Source organism: Nonomuraea sp. NPDC048881 (genome assembly GCF_040649795.1).
Classification (GTDB): domain Bacteria; phylum Actinomycetota; class Actinomycetes; order Streptosporangiales; family Streptosporangiaceae; genus Nonomuraea.
In genome coordinates, this window is the sequence record NZ_JBEZGC010000010.1 from 24,046 (window position 1) to 42,555 (window position 18,510).

The 18,510-nt window shown below is 74.1% G+C and carries 12 protein-coding genes; 5 read left to right on the plus strand and 7 right to left on the minus strand.

What is annotated here, in order from left to right; translation table 11 throughout:
* Positions 1-85: 85 nt before the first annotated feature.
* Genes AB0C33_RS32025 through AB0C33_RS32040 form a run of 4 tightly spaced genes read left to right on the plus strand, consistent with a single transcriptional unit; the run spans position 86 to position 5,375 of the window.
* A complete protein-coding gene (locus tag AB0C33_RS32025; RefSeq protein WP_358294335.1) occupies positions 86-1,219 on the plus strand; it encodes a siderophore biosynthesis protein in 1,134 nt (377 codons plus the stop codon).
* Positions 1,216-2,697, plus strand: coding sequence for an IucA/IucC family protein (locus AB0C33_RS32030; protein WP_358294337.1), 1,482 nt, complete (start codon positions 1,216-1,218; stop codon positions 2,695-2,697). Before AB0C33_RS32025 ends, AB0C33_RS32030 begins: the two co-directional genes overlap by 4 nt.
* Entirely contained in the window at positions 2,698-4,317 is a 1,620-nt protein-coding gene (locus AB0C33_RS32035; protein ID WP_358294338.1) for an IucA/IucC family protein, read from the plus strand.
* A complete protein-coding gene (locus AB0C33_RS32040; RefSeq protein WP_358294340.1) occupies positions 4,314-5,375 on the plus strand; it encodes a type III PLP-dependent enzyme in 1,062 nt (353 codons plus the stop codon). Before AB0C33_RS32035 ends, AB0C33_RS32040 begins: the two co-directional genes overlap by 4 nt.
* On the opposite strand, the gene AB0C33_RS32045 is transcribed toward AB0C33_RS32040, so the two are convergent.
* Together AB0C33_RS32045 and AB0C33_RS32050 are read right to left on the minus strand one after the other, a co-directional pair.
* Positions 5,364-8,624, minus strand: a complete 3,261-nt coding sequence (locus AB0C33_RS32045) for an ATP-dependent DNA helicase (protein WP_358294342.1) — start codon at positions 8,622-8,624, stop codon at positions 5,364-5,366. The genes AB0C33_RS32040 and AB0C33_RS32045 overlap by 12 nt on opposite strands.
* Entirely contained in the window at positions 8,618-11,908 is a 3,291-nt protein-coding gene (locus tag AB0C33_RS32050; RefSeq protein WP_358294609.1) for an ATP-dependent DNA helicase, read from the minus strand. Before AB0C33_RS32050 ends, AB0C33_RS32045 begins: the two co-directional genes overlap by 7 nt.
* Positions 11,909-12,174: 266 nt before the next feature.
* On the opposite strand from AB0C33_RS32050, the gene AB0C33_RS32055 reads away from it, so the two are divergent.
* Positions 12,175-12,774, plus strand: a complete 600-nt coding sequence (locus AB0C33_RS32055) for an NUDIX hydrolase (protein WP_358294344.1) — start codon at positions 12,175-12,177, stop codon at positions 12,772-12,774.
* A 10-nt stretch (positions 12,775-12,784) separates the two neighbouring features.
* On the opposite strand, the gene AB0C33_RS32060 is transcribed toward AB0C33_RS32055, so the two are convergent.
* The 5 genes from AB0C33_RS32060 to AB0C33_RS32080 all read right to left on the minus strand — a co-directional run bounded on the left by AB0C33_RS32060 (position 12,785) and on the right by AB0C33_RS32080 (position 18,501).
* Positions 12,785-15,637, minus strand: coding sequence for a CDP-glycerol glycerophosphotransferase family protein (locus AB0C33_RS32060; RefSeq protein WP_358294346.1), 2,853 nt, complete (start codon positions 15,635-15,637; stop codon positions 12,785-12,787).
* Between the two features lie 101 nt (positions 15,638-15,738).
* On the minus strand, positions 15,739-16,053 hold the full coding sequence (locus AB0C33_RS32065) for an MGMT family protein (protein ID WP_352352833.1): 315 nt from the start codon (positions 16,051-16,053) through the stop codon (positions 15,739-15,741).
* On the minus strand, positions 16,041-16,400 hold the full coding sequence (locus tag AB0C33_RS32070) for a hypothetical protein (protein ID WP_358294348.1): 360 nt from the start codon (positions 16,398-16,400) through the stop codon (positions 16,041-16,043). The genes AB0C33_RS32065 and AB0C33_RS32070 overlap by 13 nt, the downstream gene beginning before the upstream one ends.
* Positions 16,401-16,456: 56 nt before the next feature.
* Entirely contained in the window at positions 16,457-17,626 is a 1,170-nt protein-coding gene (locus tag AB0C33_RS32075) for a S8 family serine peptidase (RefSeq protein WP_358294350.1), read from the minus strand.
* Positions 17,602-18,501 (minus strand): hypothetical protein, encoded by a 900-nt coding sequence (locus tag AB0C33_RS32080; RefSeq protein ID WP_358294352.1) that lies wholly within the window; start codon positions 18,499-18,501, stop codon positions 17,602-17,604. Before AB0C33_RS32080 ends, AB0C33_RS32075 begins: the two co-directional genes overlap by 25 nt.
* Between the last annotated feature and the right edge of the window lie 9 nt (positions 18,502-18,510).

An 18,510-nucleotide genomic window follows, 5' to 3' on the forward strand; every position in this document is an offset into this window, starting at 1 on the left:
TGTGCGGGCCCCGGAGCGATCATTCTCGGGCTAAGATCATCGAGTTAGGTTAGCCTTACCTGATTCCTGCGGGGGTGCCTTCGCGTTGCGGCTCTACCTGACCGCGCTCAAGCCGACGGACTCGGTGACGTACGGCTTCCTGCCCGCGGCGCGGGCCCTCGGGTGCGAGGTGACCGTCCTGACCGACCGGCCGGAGCGGCACCCCGGCTCGGTGCGGTGCGACGTACGCGACCCGCGCGCCCTGATCGACGCGGTCGAGCACCTGGGCAGGCCCGACGCGATCTTCTCCAACTCCGACCACCTTCAGGCGGAGACCGCCCTCGCGGCGTCGTACTTCGGACTTCCGGGCAAGGACTGGCGGGCCTGTCTGGCCGCCAAGAACAAGCTCCTGATGCGACGCGGGCTCGCGGCGGCCGGCATCGAGACGGTGCGTTCGCTGCGGCTGACACCCGCCGATCCGGTGCCCGAGCGCCTGCCCCGGCCCGTGGTGCTGAAACCCCGCGAGGGGGTGGCCAGCGAGGACGTCGTGCTGGTCGAGGACGACCTCCCGCGCGCCGTGGCCGCGGCCAGGCGGCGGCGTCCGGGCGAGACGCTGGTCGTGGAGGAGTACCTCGAAGGACCGCTGCGGACCCTGGAGACCCTCGGGGACGGCTCCGCGACGCGGGTGCTGGGCGGCTTCGCGACCACGCTGGGCCCGCTGCCGCACTTCGTGGAGGAGCGGCTCGACTGGGCGCCCGCCGCCGACGCCCACGTGCTGGCCGCGCTGCGGGCCCTCGGGGTGGGCTTCGGCGCCTGCCACACCGAGTACGTCCTGACGGCCGCCGGGCCGCGGATCGTCGAGGTGAACTACCGGGCGATCGGCGACCACTGCGACTTCCTGCTGGCCGACGTGCTGGGCGTGCCGCTGTTCGAGTGGATCCTGCGCACCCACCTCGGGGAGCCGGCGCCCGAGCCGCCGCCCGCGTCCCGGCACGGCTGCGCGGTCAGCGTGGTCGCCGACCGGCCGGGCGTCGTCAAGGAGGGGCCGCCGGAGGAGGACGTCGAGGACGGCGGTGTACGGCTGTGGCACCGGCCGCTGCGGGCCGTCGGGGACGTCATAGAGCTGACCCACACGAACCGGGACTACCTGGGCGTCATCCGGGCCGTGGGACCGGACCGGGCCCGCGTGGACGCCGCCGTCGAGCGGTACCGGGCGGCCCGGCCGTGGGTGGTCGGGTGAGCTCGCGGGAGGCGTACCTGGCCGCCCGGGTGCTGGACGCGCTGGTCCGCGAGGACTATGGCGGGCTGGCCGCCCGGCTCGACCGGACCAGGTCCGGGGCCGGGCTGCTGCTGGCCGACGGGCGGTGGGTGCGGATGGTCCCCGGGTCACCGTTCCAGGACTTCGTGGTGGCGCCGGACGAGCGGCTGGGGCTGGAGCAGGTGCTGGAGACGCTCGTGGAGGTGTCCGACGCGGCCGACGCCGAAGGGGTGGCGGCCTTCTTCGACGAGTGCCTGACCGCCCTGTCCGCGCTGGAGCTGCACGACGCGCACGCCGAGGAGGTGCTGCGGCGCGGGCCGTCGTACGAGTCGCTGGCGGCCTTCGCCGACCATCCCGTCTACCCGACCTCGCGGGCCAGGATCGGCGCCTCGGACCGCGACCTGCTGGCGTACGCGCCGGAGTTCGCCCCCTCGTTCGCGCTGCGGTGGGCGGTCGTCCCCCACGCGGCGATCGTCCCCCACAGGGTGACGGAGCTTCCCGCGGACGTGCCCCGGCCGGCGGGCCGCGGTGTGCTGTTCCCGGTGCACCCCATGGCCGTCGGCGAGGTGCGGAAGATCGACGGGGTCCGGGTGCTGGACGAGGAGGCGGTCACCGTACGGCCCACCCTGTCCATGCGGACCGTCGAGGTGGGGCCGCGTACGCACCTCAAGCTGCCGCTGCCGGTGAGCACGCTCGGCGTGCGCAACCGGCGCTCGATCAGGGCGGGCACCCTGGACGACGGCGCGCGGGCCGAGCTGCTGCTGCGCCGGCTCGCCGATCCCGGCGTGCTGCTGGCCGACGAGCAGACCTACGCGCACGCGGGCCACGAGTACCTGGCGTGGATGGTCCGGCGGCTGCCGGAGGGGCGGATCGTCCCGGTCGCGGCGCTGGCGGTGCCCGGCGTGCTGGACGAACTCGGCCCGGACGTCCTGCCCCGCTACCTGCGCCTGCTGCTGCGCTGGAACGTGCGGCTGTTCGTCCGGTACGGCGTCGCCCTGGAGGCCCACCAGCAGAACCTGGCCCTCGTCCTGCGGGACGGCGACCTGCGGCTGCTGGTCAAGGACAACGACGGCCTGCTGGCCTCGCCGTCGAGGCTGGCGGCGGCCGGGATCGACGTGCCGGCCTTCTCCGACGGGCGCATGCTCACCGACGACCCGCACGCGCTCGCCGACGTGTTCGTCACGATCACGCTGCACCTGGCCGCCGCGGCGGTGGCGTTCGCGGTGCTGCCGCCGGCGCGGGCGGCGGCCCTGGTGCGCGGCACGCTCGCCGAGGCGCTCGACGAGCACGGCGACCACCCCATGGCCCGGCTGCTGCGCGCCAGGACGCTCGACGCGGCCAGGCTCACCGGCAAGTCGATGGTCACCGCCGGGACGCTCGTGGCCAAGGAACGGTCCGGGGCGCGGGACGTGAACAAGTTCTACGGCATCAGCGGGCCCAACTACCTGAGGAGAGCGTGAATGGACGTCCTGGCCATCGGGGCGCCGGCCGAGGAGGCGACGCTGGCGGCCCTGCTGCGGTGCTGCGTGCGCGAGGTGGCCGGGCCCAGGGGGCTGGTCTGGCCGGCGCCGCCGTACGTGCTGCTGCGGGTGGCGGGGACGCTGCTGCGGGCCCGTACGCACGGCGGCGCCGCGCTGCGCCTCGACGGGCCTCCGGAACGCCTGGAGAGCGGCTCCTGGCAGCCGCTGACGGTCGCCGAGCTGGTCCGGCTGACCGAGACCGACCTGTCCGACCTGTCCGACCTGTCCGACCTGTCCGGCCTGTCCGGCCTGGCGGGCCGGCAGGACGAGCAGGCGCGCCGAGGCCGGGGAGCCGGTGCGGAGCGCCTCCTCGCCGAACCCAACGGCGAGTTCGCCGGTCAGGTGGCCGCCAGCAGGGACGCCATCGCGGCGATCCTGGCGGCCAGGGCGCGGGCCGAGCCGCCCGCCGATCCCTGGCTGGCCTCGGAGCAGGCGCTCGTGTACGGGCACCCGTTCCACCCCACCCCCAAGGCCCGCGACGGCGCGGACTGGCTGCGCTACGCGCCCGAGGCCCACGCCGCCTTCCCGCTGCGGCTGCTCGCGGTACGCGACGACGCGCTGGCCGAGGAGGGCGACCTGACGGCGCTGGACGCGCTCGGCCCGGCGCCCGCCGGACACCGGCTGCTGCCCGCCCATCCGTGGCAGCTCGCCCTGCTGCGTCCCGCTCTCGGCTCCGAGCTGGTCGATCTCGGGCCGGGGCCGCTCGCCGTGCCGACCTCGTCGGTGCGGACCGTGTACGTGCCGGACGCCGAGGTGTGCCTGAAGTTCTCCCTGGACGTGCGGATCACGAACTGCGTGCGCAAGAACGCCTGGTACGAGCTGGCCGGGGCCGTCGAGCTCACCTCCCGGCTGGCCCCGCTGATCGGCGAGGTCGCGGCGCGGCACCCGGCCGTCCGCTGGCTTCCCGAGCCCGGCTACCGCACGGCACTCGGGCAGCGCGAGGGCCTGGGCGTGATCGTCCGGGCGAGCCCGTGGACGGCCTGCGACCCCGGCGTCACCCCGGCCCTCGCCGCCGCCCTCGCCCTGGACGCCGCCCCGGCCGACCCCCTGGCCTGGTGGACGGCGTACGTGTCGGCGGTCGCGCTGCCGGTCGTGGACCTGTACGTCAGCCACGGCGTCGTCCTGGAGGCCCACCTGCAGAACGTGCTCGTCGGCCTGGACGCCGCCGGCCGGCCCGTCCAGGCGATCTTCCGCGACCTGGAGGGCGTCAAGCTCGTCGCGGGCCGCCACGACCTGGACGGGCTACATCCGGCCGTGGCCGCCGCGCTCACCCACGACCCGGCGCGGGGCTGGGCCCGCGTCGTCTACTGCCTGTTCGTCAACCACCTCACCGAGATCGCCGCCACCCTGGCGGGCCCCGACGACGAGCTGCTGCGCGCGTTGTGGCGGGCCGCCCGCGACCTGCTCGCCCGCCAGGCCGCCGAGCTCGGGCAGCCGCTCCCGCTGCGCGACCTGCTGGCCGGGGCGCCGCTGCCCGCCAAGGCGAACCTGCGCGTGCGGTGGGCCAGAGCGGCCGACCGCAGCGCCGGCTACGTCCCGATCGCGAACCCGCTCGCATGAGCGGCGTGCTGGAGGCCGCCGCCCGGCTGCCCGCGTTGCCCGCCTACCTCTACGACCTGCCCGCGCTCGACGAGCACGCCGCGTCGGTGCGCGCGGCGCTGGGCGAGGTCGAGCTGTACTACGCGGTCAAGGCCAACCCCGACGCCGAGCTGCTGCGGGTGCTGGCCCGGCACGTGGACGGGTTCGAGGTGTCGTCGGCGGGCGAGCACGCGCACGTCTCCGCGCTGCTCCCGGGCGCGCGGCTGGCGCTCGGCGGGCCCGGCAAGACCGACGCCGAGCTGCGGCTGCCGCACCACCGCCTGCACGTCGAGTCGCCGTACGAGCTGCGCCGCCTGCTCGCGACCGGGCTGGAGGCCGACGTGCTGCTGCGGGTCAACCCGGACCTGCCGGTCGAGGGGGCCGCGCTCACGATGGACGGCCCCTTCGGCATGGACGAGGCTGGGCTGGCCGAGTGCCTGCCGCTGTTCACCGGCCGCGTACGGCTGCGCGGCCTGCACGCCCACCTGGCCAGCGGCCTGAACGCCGCCCAGCTCCTCCGCCTGGCCGGGGCCCTGCTGGAGACCGGGCATCGGGAGGTCAACCTGGGCGGGGGCATGGCGGTGTCGTACACGTCGGGCGAACGCTTCGACTGGGCGGCCTACGGCGAGGGCCTGGCCGCGCTGCGGGCCGGGCGGCGGCTGCGGGTCGAGCCGGGCAGGTCGCTCACCGCCTACTGCGGCCACTACGTCACCGAGGTCGTGGAGGTGAAGCGGGTGCGCGGCCAGGCGTACGCGATCGTCCTGGGCGGGACGCACCACCTGCGCACGCCGGTGACCAAGGGCCACGACCAGCCGTTCACGGTCCTGCCCACAGGCGGCGGGCCCGGGGTCGCCGGGGAGCCCGTGACGTTCACGGGCCAGCTGTGCACCCCCAAGGACGTCCTCGCCCGGAACGTGGTGACCTCGGTGCGGGCAGGGGACCGGGTGGTGTTCGGCATGGCCGGGGCCTACGCCTGGAACATCTCCCACCACGACTTCCTCATGCACCCCCGCCCCGCCTTCCATTACCTACGACTCTGACGCCGGGACCGCCTCGACGAGCGCGACCAGCCCGTCGGCGTCGAGCAGGTTGACCGGCCGCACGGTTCTGTTGGCCCGGACGTAGTGGAAGGCCGCGCTCACCTTCTCCAGCGGCACCCCGGCCAGGTGCGACCACGCCAGCCGGTACGCGGCCAGCTGCACCGAGGCCGTGCGGGCCGCCTTCCCCCTGGGCGGGACGCCGGTCTTCCAGTCGACCACCTCGTAGCCGCCGTCGGGCAGCTCGAAGACGGCGTCCATCCGCCCGCGCACCAGCCGGTCGGCGATCATGGTCTCGAACGGCACCTCCAGGTCGACCGGCCGCCGGTCGGCCCACTCGCTCTCCTCGAACCGCTCCTGCAACTCGGCCAGCCGCACGTCGGCCTCCTCCAGCTCCTCCAGCGGGTCGAGGTCGAAGTCGTCGATCAGCCGCTGCTGGTCCCACCGGCTCTCCAGCCACTTGTGGAACGACGTGCCCCGGCGGGCCAGCGGCGCGGGCTTGCGCGGCACCGGACGGCGGATCCTGCGGGCCAGCTCGGCCGGGTCGGTGGCCAGCGTGACCAGCGACGACACGGTCAGCTTGGCCGGCAGCTCGACGACGGTCGCCGGCCTGCGCCGGTTGAGCTCGCGCTCGCGCAGCAGCAGGTCGGTGTCGCGCTCCCAGGCGCGCAGGCGTTCCTCCTCGAACGGGCGCAGCGGCTCGTCGTCCTCGTCGGCCAGGTTGCCGGCCAGGGCGTCCTCGACCAGCCGGGCGCCGTCGAGCACCGACTCGTAGCGCAGGCCCTCCGGGGTGACCGGCCAGACGGCCTCGGCCGGCTCGGCGAGCAGCGGGTTCGTCGCGCCCTCGGCGAGGTCGCCGGCCCAGTAGGACACCCGGTCGGCCGTGTCGCGGATCTCCAGCAGGAACTCCGACGGCTCCAGCGGCTTGGTGGCGCTGCCCCAGCGGTAGCCGGAGGCGATGAGGTGGTAGTGGGCCCGGGTGACGGCGACGTAGGCCAGCCGCCGTTCCTCCATCAGGTCGCGCTCCCGGCACTGCTCGTCGAACGCGGCCAGCTCCTCCTTGCTCAGCCCGCCCAGCCGGGGCAGGTCGGCGGCGTCGCCGCGCAGCGGGTAGGGCAGCTTGCGCGGGTTGTCGGTCCAGCGGCTGTTCATCACCGGCGTGGCCGGGAACACGCTGCCCGTCGCGATCGTGCCCTTCGAGCTGAGGAGCCGCGACAGGCCGGGCACGACCACGACCGGCCACTCCAGCCCCTTGGACGCGTGGACGGTCATCAGCTTGACGCTGTTGCTCTCGCCGACCCGGCCCGCCTCCAGCCCGAACTCCTCGCTCTCGGCCGCCTGGAGGTAGGCCAGGAACGCGCCCAGCGTCGGGTCCTCGGCGTCGCCGGCGAACCTGGCGGCCGCGTCGATGAAGGCGTCGAGGTCGGCCCGCGCGGCGAACGCCCCGGCCGTGCCGCTGCGGGCGGCCACCTCGATGTCCAGGCCGAGCCGGCGTTCGATCTCGGTGACCAGGTCGGGCAGCGGCTGGGCGGTGTGGCCGCGCAGGCTGCGCAGCTCCTGGGCGAGCGCGACCAGCCGGGTTCGGGCCAGCGGCGAGAACGGCTCCAGCCACTCGGGCCGGTCGGGCAGCTCGTCGAGCGCGTCGACCAGGCTGCCGCGCTCCTCGGCCAGGTCGGCGACCACCTGGTCGAGCGGGTCGTCGGCGCGGTGGCTCTCGCTCAGCTCGCGGGCCAGCTCCCTGGCGTGCTCCCCCAGCACCCGCAGGTCGGCCGGCCCGACCCGCCAGCGCGGCCCGGCCAGCAGCCTGGCCAGCGCGTCGCCGGCGGTGGCGTCGTAGAGCACGCGCAGGGTCGCCACGATGTCGCTGACCTCGGGCACGGTCAGCAGGCCGCCCAGCCCGACCACCTCGACCGGGATGTCGCGGTCCTCCAGCGCCTTGCGCAGCGCGGGGAACTGCGAACGCTTGCGGGCCAGGATCGCGACGTCCTGGGGCTGGAGGGCGAGCGTCTTCTTGCGTTCCTTCTCGCCCCAGGGCAGGCCGTCGGGGGCGGTCTCCTGGCCGAGGATCCGGGCCACGCCGTCGGCGATCCACTTCGCCTCGTCCTCGGCGGTCTCGTGGAAGGCGCAGGTGACGCGGCCCCGGTCGACCCGGTTGGGCCCCGGCACCAGCACGGGCACCTCGCGGGCCTCCATGCGCAGCGGGAGCTGGACGCGGGCGGCGACGTCGAGCACCCGGTCGCCGTTGCGGAAGCTGACGCTGAGCTGGCGGACCGGCGCCTCCTCACCGGCGCCGGTGCGGAAGTCGCGGGGGAAGCGGCGCAGGTTGCCCGCCGAGGCGCCGCGCCAGCCGTAGATGGACTGGCAGGGGTCGCCGACGGCGGTGACCGGATGGCCGCCGCCGTAGAGCGAGCGCAGCAGGACGAGCTGGGCGTGGCTGGTGTCCTGGTATTCGTCGAGCAGGACCACGGAGTAGCGGGACCGTTCGATCTCGCCCACTTCCTTGTGGCTGGCGGCGATCCGGGCGGCCAGCGACATCTGGTCGCCGTAGTCGATGACCTCGCGGCGGCGCTTGAGCCGTTCGTACGCCTCCACCAGCGGCAGCAGCTGCTCCCTGGCCGCGTGCACGCCGACCGGCTTGCGCTGCGCCACGGTCGTGCGGCCGGGCAGCGCGGCCAGCCGGGCCTCCAGCCACTCCCCCACCCGTCGCACGTCGGCGGGCCCGCGCAGGTGCTCCGACAGCTCGCCGGCGAGTTCGAGCAGGGCGGCGGTTACCGAGGGCGGGCCCAGCTCGATCTTGTCCATCGGCCCGTCGTACAGGGCCACCACGCGCGAGGCGAGCTGCCACGACACCGCCGGGGTGACCAGGCGCATGGTGGGTTCGAGCGCCTCGCGCAGGGCGTGGTCGGTGACCAGGCGGGCGGCGTAGGCGTGGTAGGTGGAGACGGTCGGCTCGTTGTCGAGCGCGCCGGGCGCGACCAGGCCCGCCTCGGCGAGCCCGGTCAGGCGTTCCCTGACCCGGACGGCCAGCTCGGCCGCGGCCTTGCGGGTGAACGTCAGCCCCAGCACGTTCTCCGGTTTGACCAGGCCGTTGGCCACCAGCCAGACCACCCGCCCGGCCATCGTCTCGCTCTTGCCCGAGCCCGCGCCCGCCATGACGACCATCGGTTCGAGCGGCGCCTCGATGACCGCGGCCTGCTCGCTCGTCGGCGGCAGGATGCCGAGCTTGTCGGCCAGTTCGACCGGGTTCAGCACACCTGGCCCCCGTTGTCGTTGACCGGGCAGCTCGCCCGCGCCGCGCACGTGCGGCAGCCGTCGTTCACCTTGGCCTGGAAGAACGGGCCCGACATGCCCGTGGCGACGGTGTCGACCAGGTCGCCGGCCCAGCCGGGGTTCTTGTCGTCGGCCAGCGCGCCCTGCCGCTGCTCGGTGGCGGCGTTCTTGCCGGCCGCCTTGCCGAGCTGGACCAGCGCGGCGCCGCCGGGCTCGGTCATGCCGTGCCGGGCGAACGCGCCGAGCAGCGCGGCGAGCTGGTAGACGCCGAGCTGCGGATGCCGGTCGAGCTCGCCCGCCTTGGGCTTGGAGCCGCCGGTCTTCAGGTCGATGATCACCGCGCGGCCGTCGTCGTCGCGCTCGACCCGGTCGACCCGGCCCTTGATCTGCACGCCCTCGGAGACCGTGGCGACGAACGACTCCTCGATGGCGACCAGCTCACGCGGGTTGTCCTTCTGCCAGCGCAGGAACTTGCCGATCATCTGCTCGGCGACCTGGCGCTGCTTGCGGTTGTACCAGACGCCGCCGAAGTCGAGCTCGTTCCAGACCTGGTCGAGCCGCTCGCCCAGGGCGTCCTCGCCGGGCAGGTCGGTGGCGGCCAGCATGGCCAGCGCGTGGATGACGTTGCCGAGGCCCTGGGCGGTGCTGGTGCCCGCGGCGCCGACCGCCGTCTCCAGGAGCCAGCGCAGGCCGCACTTGGTGAAGCTCTCGACCGCGGACGGGGAGATGTTGACGATGCCGTCCGGCCAGCTCAGCGGGCGGTCGTCGGTGATGGGGGTGAGGGCGTACCAGTCGTTGGGGTGGGCGCCCTGGACCCCGGCGGCGGCCAGGCGGGCGAGCTGCCGCGCGGCGCGCTGCCGGACCTTGGCCGGTTTGGTGGGGTCGGTCACCGCGCTGCGGAGGTCGGCCACCAGCGCCGACATGGTCAGCCAGCGCGCCCGGTCGTCGACCGTGGCCGACTCGACCGCGCCCGGCATCAGCTCCGACAGGAACCGGGAGGGCCGCTCGTCGGTGTCCTCGCCGCCGACCGCCGTGACCACCAGCCGCCGCCTGGCCCGCGTGGCCGCGACGTAGAACAGCCGCCGCTCCTCGGCCAGCAGCTTGGAGGCCAGCGACGCGGCGCTCGGCTCGGCGCCCTCGACCACCTCCACCAGGTCGTCGGCGCCCAGCAACGACCCGCGCAGCCGCAGGTCGGGCCAGACCCCCTCCTGGACGCCCGCCACGACCACGATGTCCCATTCCAGGCCCTTGGAGCGGTGGGCCGTCAGCACCCGCACGGCGTCGCCGTCGGGGGCGCGGTCGGCCAGCGTGTCGCCCGGGATCTCCTGGGCCGCCAGGTTGTCGAGGAACACCTCGGGGCCCGCCTTGGGCATGCGGTCGACGAACTTGGCGGCGTGGTCGAACAGCGCCACCACCGCGTCGAGGTCGCGGTCGGCCTGCGCGCCGCGGGAGCCGCCGGACAGGCTCTGCTCGGTCCAGCGCGGGCCCAGGCCGCTGGCGTGCCACACGGCCCACAGGAGGTCTTCGGCGGTGCCCTCCTGCGCGGCGGCCTCGCGGGCGGCGGCGAGCAGCTTGGCGACGCGTTCGGCGGGGAGGGCGACGTGCGGCTCGACGCGGGTGAGCTCGCGGGCGTCCTGGATCGCCGCCACCAGCAGCTCGCCGGACGACCGCGCCCCGGCCTTCCCGGCGACCGGCTCCTCCTCAGGGGCCGGCTCCTCCTCCGCGACCGGGTCCTCCTCAGGGGCCGGCTCCTCCTCCGCGACCGGGTCCTCCTCGGGGGCTGGTTTCTCCTCGGCCGGTCCCTCCGCGGTCGGCGGCTCCTCGGCGGCCAGGGCCTCGTTCTCGGCTATCTTGAGCGCCCGGCGCAGGCGGCGTACGCCGATCATGTCCGTGCCGCCGAGCGGGCCGGTCAGCAGCTCCTCGGCCACCCCCTCGTCGAGCTGCGCCGGGTCGAGCGCCACCCGCAGCATCGTGAGCAGCGGCCGGACCCCCGGCTCCTGGGCGATCGGCACCTCGTCGCCGGCGATCATCGTCGGCACCCCGGCGTTGACCAGCGCCCGCCGCAGCAGCGGCACCTGGCGCTTGGCCGAGCGCACCAGCACCGCCATGCGGTGCCAGGGCACCCCCTCGATCAGGTGCGCCCGCCGCAGCGTGTCGGCGACGATCGCGGCCTCCTGGCTGGTGCTGTCGGCCAGCAGGACGCGCGCGTCGCCGGGCTCGACGCCGGCCGCCGGGACCAGGTCGCGGTGGCCGTGCCGCTGGTCGTGGTCGGGGGCCGGGGCGATCGGCAGGCGGGCGGCGACCCGGCGCGAGGCCTCCAGCAGGTCGGCCCCGCTCCTGCGGCACACGCGCAGCGCCACCACCGGCGCCTCGCGCCCGTCGAGCGTCCTGAACCGCTCGGGGAACTTCATGATCCCCTGGACGTCGGCGCCCCGGAACCCGTAGATCGACTGATCGGGGTCGCCCACCGCGACGAGGTCGCGCCCGTCGCCGGCGAGCTGGTCGAGCAGGTACTCCTGGGCCGGGTCGGTGTCCTGATACTCGTCGACGAACACCATGTCGTGGGCGGCCCGCTCGCGCGCGCGCACCTCGGGCCTGGTCAGCAGCGCCGAGGCGGCCCCGATCAGCTCGGCGTAGTCGTAGGTGTCCTCGGGGTCGAGGTCGAACCGGTCCTGGTAGCGCTCGTAGAACCGCCCGGTGGCGATCCAGTCGCTCCTGCCGTGCAGCCGGCCGAGCGCGACCAGCCGCTCGCCGTCGAGGCCGCGCTCGGCGGCCCTGGACAGGAAGTCGCGCACCTCCTCGGCGAAGCCGCGTGTCTTGAGCGCCTCGCGCAGGGACGGCGGCCAGTCGAGCGCGCCGTTCTCCAGCTCGCCGTGGAGCAGCCGGCGGATCTCCAGAAGCTGTTCGGGGCCGGTCAGCAGGCGCGGCGGCGCCTTGCCCTCCAGCACGGACTCGCGACGCAGGAGCGCGTAGGCGTAGGAGTGGAAGGTCAGCGCCAGGGGCGAGCGGGTGGTGCGCCGCAGCCGCCCGGTGACGCGCTGGCGCAGTTCCTCGGCGGCCTTGCGGCTGAAGGTGAGGATGAGCACCCGTTCGGGGTCGGCCCCGCGCCGTTCGATACGCTCGACCACGCTCTCGACGATCGTCGTCGTCTTGCCCGTGCCGGGCCCCGCGAGGACGAGCAGCGGGCCGCTCCGGTGCTCGACCACGGCACGCTGATGTTCATCCAGCGCAGGAGGCTCAACAGGGCCTCCGCTGCCACGCCGCACCAACCGCCAGGTCTGACCACTCACAGCACTAGATTCCACCAGACCACACGGACAGATCGTGCCGACTTACCCGGTCTCCCGCCGCGATCCGCCTACCGTATCGAGGCAAATATCCGAATATCGTGCGACACGCCGAGGCCGCCGTTTCGCCGTGGGCGTGGCGCTGGCTGGGGCGATGCGACGATCCGCACGATTGCCCCACACACGCAGCGTTGTCTCTTGTAACGTTGGGTTGATACCCGCGCCTCTGCTAGGGGGTTGGTCACATGCGCTGGCAGGTCCACTCCGAAACGTCGCTCTACGCCGACCAGTGGCTGGACATCCGGATCGCGGATGTGGAGCTGCCCGACGGGCGGCACCTCGATCACCGGCTGGTCCGCACCGCGCCGGCCGCGGGCGCGGTCGTCACCGACGACAAGGACCGGGTGTTGCTGATCTGGCGCCACCGCTTCATCACCGACAGCTGGGGCTGGGAGGTCCCGCTCGGCCAGGTCGACGAGGGCGAGATGCCGATGGCCGCGGCCGCCCGTGAGGTCGAGGAGGAGACCGGGTGGCGTCCGGGGCCGCTGCGTCCGCTGATGTCGGTCCAGCCCACCAACGGCTTCACCGACAGCCTCAACCACATCTACCGGGCCGACACGGCCACCCACATCGGCCCGCCCAGCGACCCCTGGGAGGCCGAGCGCATCGAGTGGGTGCACCTGTCGAGCGTCCGGCGACTGGTCGAGGCCGGCGAGATCGTGTGCGCCACGACCTTGTCGGCGCTGCTCTACCTGCTCGTCGAGCGCCTTCCGGCCGCGCCGCGTCCCCTCGGGTACGAGCCCGGCAAGCCCTTCATGCTCTCGGACCTGCCGATCGACCTCTGAGGCCGCGCCCTCAGGAGAACAGGTGGTCGACCACGCGGGCCGTCGCCTTGCCGTCGTCCTTGGGCGCGTACGTGGCCCGGAAGGCCTCGTAGCGGTCGGCGTGCGCGGCGGCCACCTCGTCGATGGAGCGCAGCGCGTCGATCACCTCGGCCGACGTCGGCAGCACCGGGCCGGGCGCCTGCTCGGCCAGGTCGAGGTAGAGCCCCCGCTTGGCGGAGTACTTCGCCAGGTCGTAGCCGTAGAAGACGATGGGCCGGCCGGTGGCGGCGAAGTCGAACATGACCGAGGAGTAGTCGGTCACGAGGACGTCGGTGACCAGCAGCAGATCCGCCATGTCCGGATAAGTCGTGACGTCGTGGGCGATGTCGGGGACGGCGGGCATGGCCTGCATCGGATGGGCGCGTACCAGGATCTCGTGGTCGGCGCCCAGGGCCTCGCGGGCCTTGGCCAGGTCGAGCTTGACCATGGCGTTCTTGCGGTCGTAGTCGCGCCAGGTCGGCGCGTAGAGCACCACCCGCTTGCCCTCGGCCAGCCCGAGCCGCTCGCGGACGGCGGCGGCCCTGACCTCGCGCTCGGGCGAGTTGAGCACGTCGTTCCTGGGCAGACCGCTCTCCAGGATCTCGCCCTTGTAGCCGAAGGCCCGGCGCAGCACCGTGGTGGCCCACGGCGACTGCGACAGCAGCAGGTCCCAGCCGCGCACCTCGGCCGCCTGCCGGTACCAGATCGGCGGACGGGGGTCGCGGGCCATGTGCGGCTGGTCGTTGCCGATGCGCTTGGCCGGGGTGCCGTGCCAGGTCTGGAGCACGACCTGGTCCTCGCGGGCGCGGAACCAGGCGGGCAGGAACGAGTTGGTGACGATGTGGCCGGCGCGGGCCAGCGCGGCGTGGTGCTCGCGGCTGCCCGCCCGCACCGCCCGCGCGCCGCCCGGCGGCACGAACGCGGCGTCCTTGACGATCCAGATGTGCTCGCGGTCGTCGCCCCTGCGCAGCCGCTCCTCGTAGATGGCGCGCACGCTGTCGGCGTAGAGCCGGCCGTCGTTGACGACGTAGACGGTCGCGTCGTGCAGCGGCTCGGTGCGCTGGGCCGGGTAGAAGACGCGGCGCAGCACGTGGGTGCCGGCCACGCCCCGCTCGTCGTTGGGACGCCCCTCCTCGACCGTGATCACCGGCACGTCGAACCGGGTGGAGATCATCCGGTACGCCCGGCTGTCGACCGTACGCGGCTCCTCGTCGAGCCCCGGCAGGGCGGCGTGGTCCATCCGGAACGGCACGATCTCGCCCGACGGGTGCCGGAAGGACATGTTCCAGGTGCCGGAGGCCAGCGGCACGGACTCGCCGAAGCGGTCCATGGACGAGGGCGTCACCCGGACGGAGAAGTCGTCGCCCGACCGCTCCATGGGCAGCGAGTACGACAGCCCCGACCGGTGGCGCAACGTCAGCACCCGGGGGCCGGGCGCGTCGGGGTAGTCGCCGCGCAGGACCAGCGTGGAGCCCTCCCAGACGGCGGCGGTGATCACCGGGCGGATGCGGTGGGCGGAGACCACGACGCGGTCGCGCCGGTCGCCGAGCACGGTGATCTCCCGGTCGCCCACCGGAGTGCGCGTCTCGACCAGGTCGCCGAGCATGACGGAGGCCGCCGGGTCGCCCTTGGGCTCGACCCACAGCCGCCGGCCGTCCTTCTCCTGGAGCAGCGCGGGCACGGCGAGCCCGATCAGCACCTCGGTGCCGCCGCCGGACGGCGTGAAGTCGGCGGCGATGCGGTGGCCGCCCAGCCTGGCGTGGCCCTTGGTCACGCTGCGGCCGGGCAGGAAGATCTTGAGTTCGAGGCGTTCGTCCTGGACGGACACGCCGGTCAGCTCGGCCCTGTTGGGCTGGAGCACGACCTGCAGCGCGCGGTCGGACGTCCAGACCGGACGCACCCACCAGCCGGGCTTCAGCTTGAGACCGGCCGGACGCTCGGGCCTGCCGATGGCCGAGCCGCGCAGCAGGCCGGTCGCCCGCGCGCCACGGCTCCAGAAGACGATCTCGGCCCGCCAGGTCGTCGCGTCGGGCACCCCCGGACGGTGGCGCAACCGCCGCCGCACGGCGTGCACCATGCCGCGCACGGCCCCGCGCCAGCGCAGCGGCCACGGGCTCAGCTCGGCGGTGAAGCCGGACCAGTCGTAGTTGCAGCCGGGCTCGCGCGCGCCGTGGGTGGCCTCGGGGGCGAGCACCCGCTTGGTGCGCATACGGATCGGCGGCAGCCAGCGCGGCCCGCGCAGCACCACGGTCGCCCAGTTGAACCTGCGGCTGCGGACCGACAACCCGGCCAGGTACGCGAAACCGGTGACGCGCAGCCTGCCGTCGACCCACACGATGTCGTCGATGTGGGTCACCGGCACCATGTCGGCGCGGCGCAGCCGGTAGAGGTCGGGCGGCAGCTCGTCGCGGAAGGGCAGGTCGGCGTACCAGCTCAGGCCCTTGCGGATGCGCTTGGACGGCTCGGCCGCCGCGGTGACGACCTTGACCAGCGTCTCGCCGTCGACCAGCTCGTCGTCGGGACGGTGCTCGATCAGGTGGCAGATCACCCGGCGGGCGACGGGCAGGTCGCGCTTGACCTCCGCGGCCACGCCGGCCAGGTAGGGGCGGATCAGGGTGAGCAGCTCGCGGCGCCGGGCCGGGCCGCGCTTGACCGCGAGGTCGATGCGCGACCCCAGAGGCCCGCTGAGCACCTCGGTGTCGAACGCCGCGTCGCGGCCGCCGGGCCCGACGGCACGCATGACCGCCTCAAGAGGCTCGCCACGATCGCAGAGATCCTGGACAGCCTTGAGGCGGTCGGCGAGCGTGTCGCCGCTGTGGCGCTGGGCTGTGACGCCGGTGGCCATCGTGGAGGCACCGCCTTTCGGGCCTGTCAGTGTTCAGCCCATGGTAATGGGAGTCACATGTCACAGAATCGCCTCAACGACGAAACCGCAGGTCAGGACCCTTACTGAAAATCGGCTGAACGCCCGTCCCAGCGCGCCTTCCTCATGTCCACCCGTTCGCCGCGCAGCGGGGTGCCCTCCTCGCGCCAATGGGCCAGGCATCGTCGCAGGTGGTCGGGGGCGGCGCCGCTGCCGTCGGCGTGCACGACCCGCCACCACGGGACGCCGCCGCCCAAGGTGGACATCACCTTGCCCACCTGGCGGGGGCCGCCCTCGCCGAGGTATTCGGCGATGTCGCCGTAGGCCATGACCTTGCCGGGCGGGATGCGTTCGACCAGGTCGAGCACCCGCTCGGCGAAGGGGTTCAGGGGGTCCATGCGGCCGGGCCCGCGTCGATGATCTCGTCGAACTTGCCGATCTCCATCACCGTCCCGCCGGACAGGACCTCGATCACGCCGTCGCGCAGCGCGTAGATCTCGCCGTCCTCGCCCACCAGGCGGGCGCCGAGTGCGGCCGACAGCCGCAGGAGCTGGGCCACCTGCCAGTCGGAGCCGGGCTCGCCCACGACCTGGCCCTGCCAGCGCGCCACCGCGTGCCGGCCGCCGTCGTGGCCGGCCACGATCTCCTCAGATCCGCGCAGCTCGAAACCGGCCGGCGCGATGGCCTTCGCGAGCTCCGCGAAGGCGAGTGGCGACTCGCGCACCACCCGCAGCTCGTATCCCATGACGCGCGACCATAGCGGATCTTTACCGTCCACGCGGGCGAAGTACGAGCGGTTCATCACTCCTTGCGCTGATTGAGCACGATGATCGCCCCGCAGAACGTCACCAGCGCGACCAGCACACCCCCTCCGTACAGCCACAACCGCCACGGATCGGCCCCCGGACGGGTCGGCACCGGGGAGTCCTCGCCCCGGCCGAAGTGGTCCTTTCCGGGCACGGTCACGCTGCGCCGCTGACCGGTCAGGCGCTCGGCGGCGTTGAGCGCGGCCCCGGCGTCCACCACGCCGAACCCGGTGTTGTCGTCGTAGCCGGCGGCCGGACGACCCCGCGCGCTGGAGGCCAGCGCCTGGGCCACCTGCTCGGGCGGCAGGCCGGGAAAGCGCGACTTGACCAGCGCGGCCACGCCGGCCACGAGCGCGGCGGCCGAGCTCGTGCCGTCGGACAGCTCGTACCCGCTGGGCCGCTTGACCACGGGCACCTGCACGCCGGGCGCGCCGACGAGGACCGACAGGTTGTCGCTGCTGAACGTGGCCTTCCTGCCCTGCTTGTCGGTCGCGCCGACGCCGATCACGCCCGAGTAGCCGGCCGGGAAACTCCAGAACGAGGTGCCCTTCTCCTTGGCATAGGGCGTCTGGCCGTCGTTGCCGACGGCGGCCACCAGCACCACGCCCTTGCTCAGCGCGTACGACACCGCCTCCCGCTCGGACCTGATCGGCCCGTAGGAGCCGATCGACATGCTGACGACCTGGGCGCCGTGGTTGGCGGCGTAGCGCAGGGCGCGGGCCAGCGAGCTCTCGGGCGACTGGAGGTCCGTGGGCGGCAGCAGGTCGAACGCCGGCTCGTCGTCGGTGGCCAGGGGCAGCGACAGGATGCGCGCGCCGGGCGCGACGCCGATCAGCCCGTCGCCTGCGCCGGAACCGGCGATCAGCGCGGCCATGGCGGTGCCGTGCCTCCCTGGCTGCACCTCGCGGGCCACCGTGCCCGAGCTCATGTCCGGCCCGGTCGTGACGCGGCCCTTCAGCTCCTTGATCCCGGCGTCCACCGCGCTGTCCACGACGGCGACCGTGACGCCCTCGCCCTTGGTCACGTTCCACGCCTGCTCGACGTTGAGCGCGTCCAGCACCCATTGCTGCTGCTCCCTGATCGGGGCGGCCGTGGGCCCGAGGAGGACGAGCAGCGTGGCGGCGAGCGCCCGTACGGCGGTCAGCACACGTTCCCCTGGGTGCACGGCGGAACCTTGGGAGGATCCGCCAGGAAGTAGGCGATCTGGTTGCCGACCGACTTGGCCGCCGGCCAGAGCTCGCTGTGCAGGATCTCCTCCGGGGGGATGGCGGCCCTGGTGCGCCCGTCGGCGTACCCGGCGGTGGAGAAGACGATGTACGGCCCGGCGCCCACCCAGCCGGTGCGCTGGCGCTGCTCGGTGCCGAAACGTTCGGTCACGGTGCCGGGGAAGGCCACGGGCAGCACGCCCACCCGGTCGTCCTGGCCCAGTTGCTCGCCCGCCGACACCCTGGACTCCTCGTCCTTCAGCACGGCCACGCCGACGGTGATGACGAAGGTGGAGGTCTGGTCGACGTACGTGGCGCGCAGCAGCGTGACGCACCCGTGGCTGTCGAGGACCCCGGCGACGGAGGCGTCCACGCCCTTGCCGCAGTCGGTCTCGGGGGCGATGCCGACCCGCCTGGCGTACTGCTGGGCGCGGTCGAGGCCGAGGTACCTGACCTCCTCGGGGAAGACGCCCGTGGCCGGCCACGCCTGCCAGCGCCGGGCGATCTCCTCCTGCTTGTACTGGTTCTGCTCGGACGGGGTCAGCGGGCGCGAGCGCGTCTCGTTGAGCAGCCCGATCGTGCCCAGCAGCACCACGAGGGCCGACACGGCCACGACCGCGCCGACCAGCACGACGAAGATGCGCCGAAAGCGCACGCCCTGCTGGAGGGCCGCCAGCTCGGCGCGTTCCCTGGCCGCGGTGCGCGTACGGGAGTTGGCCGCCGGCCAGGCGCGCACGCGGGCCCGGCGGCCGGTCGACGCCCCGAGCGGGTTGCTGCGTCCCGATGTGGCCTCGCCGGCGCGCGGTAGCCCTGAGGTCGACCTACGTGCCTTCACCACCCTGGC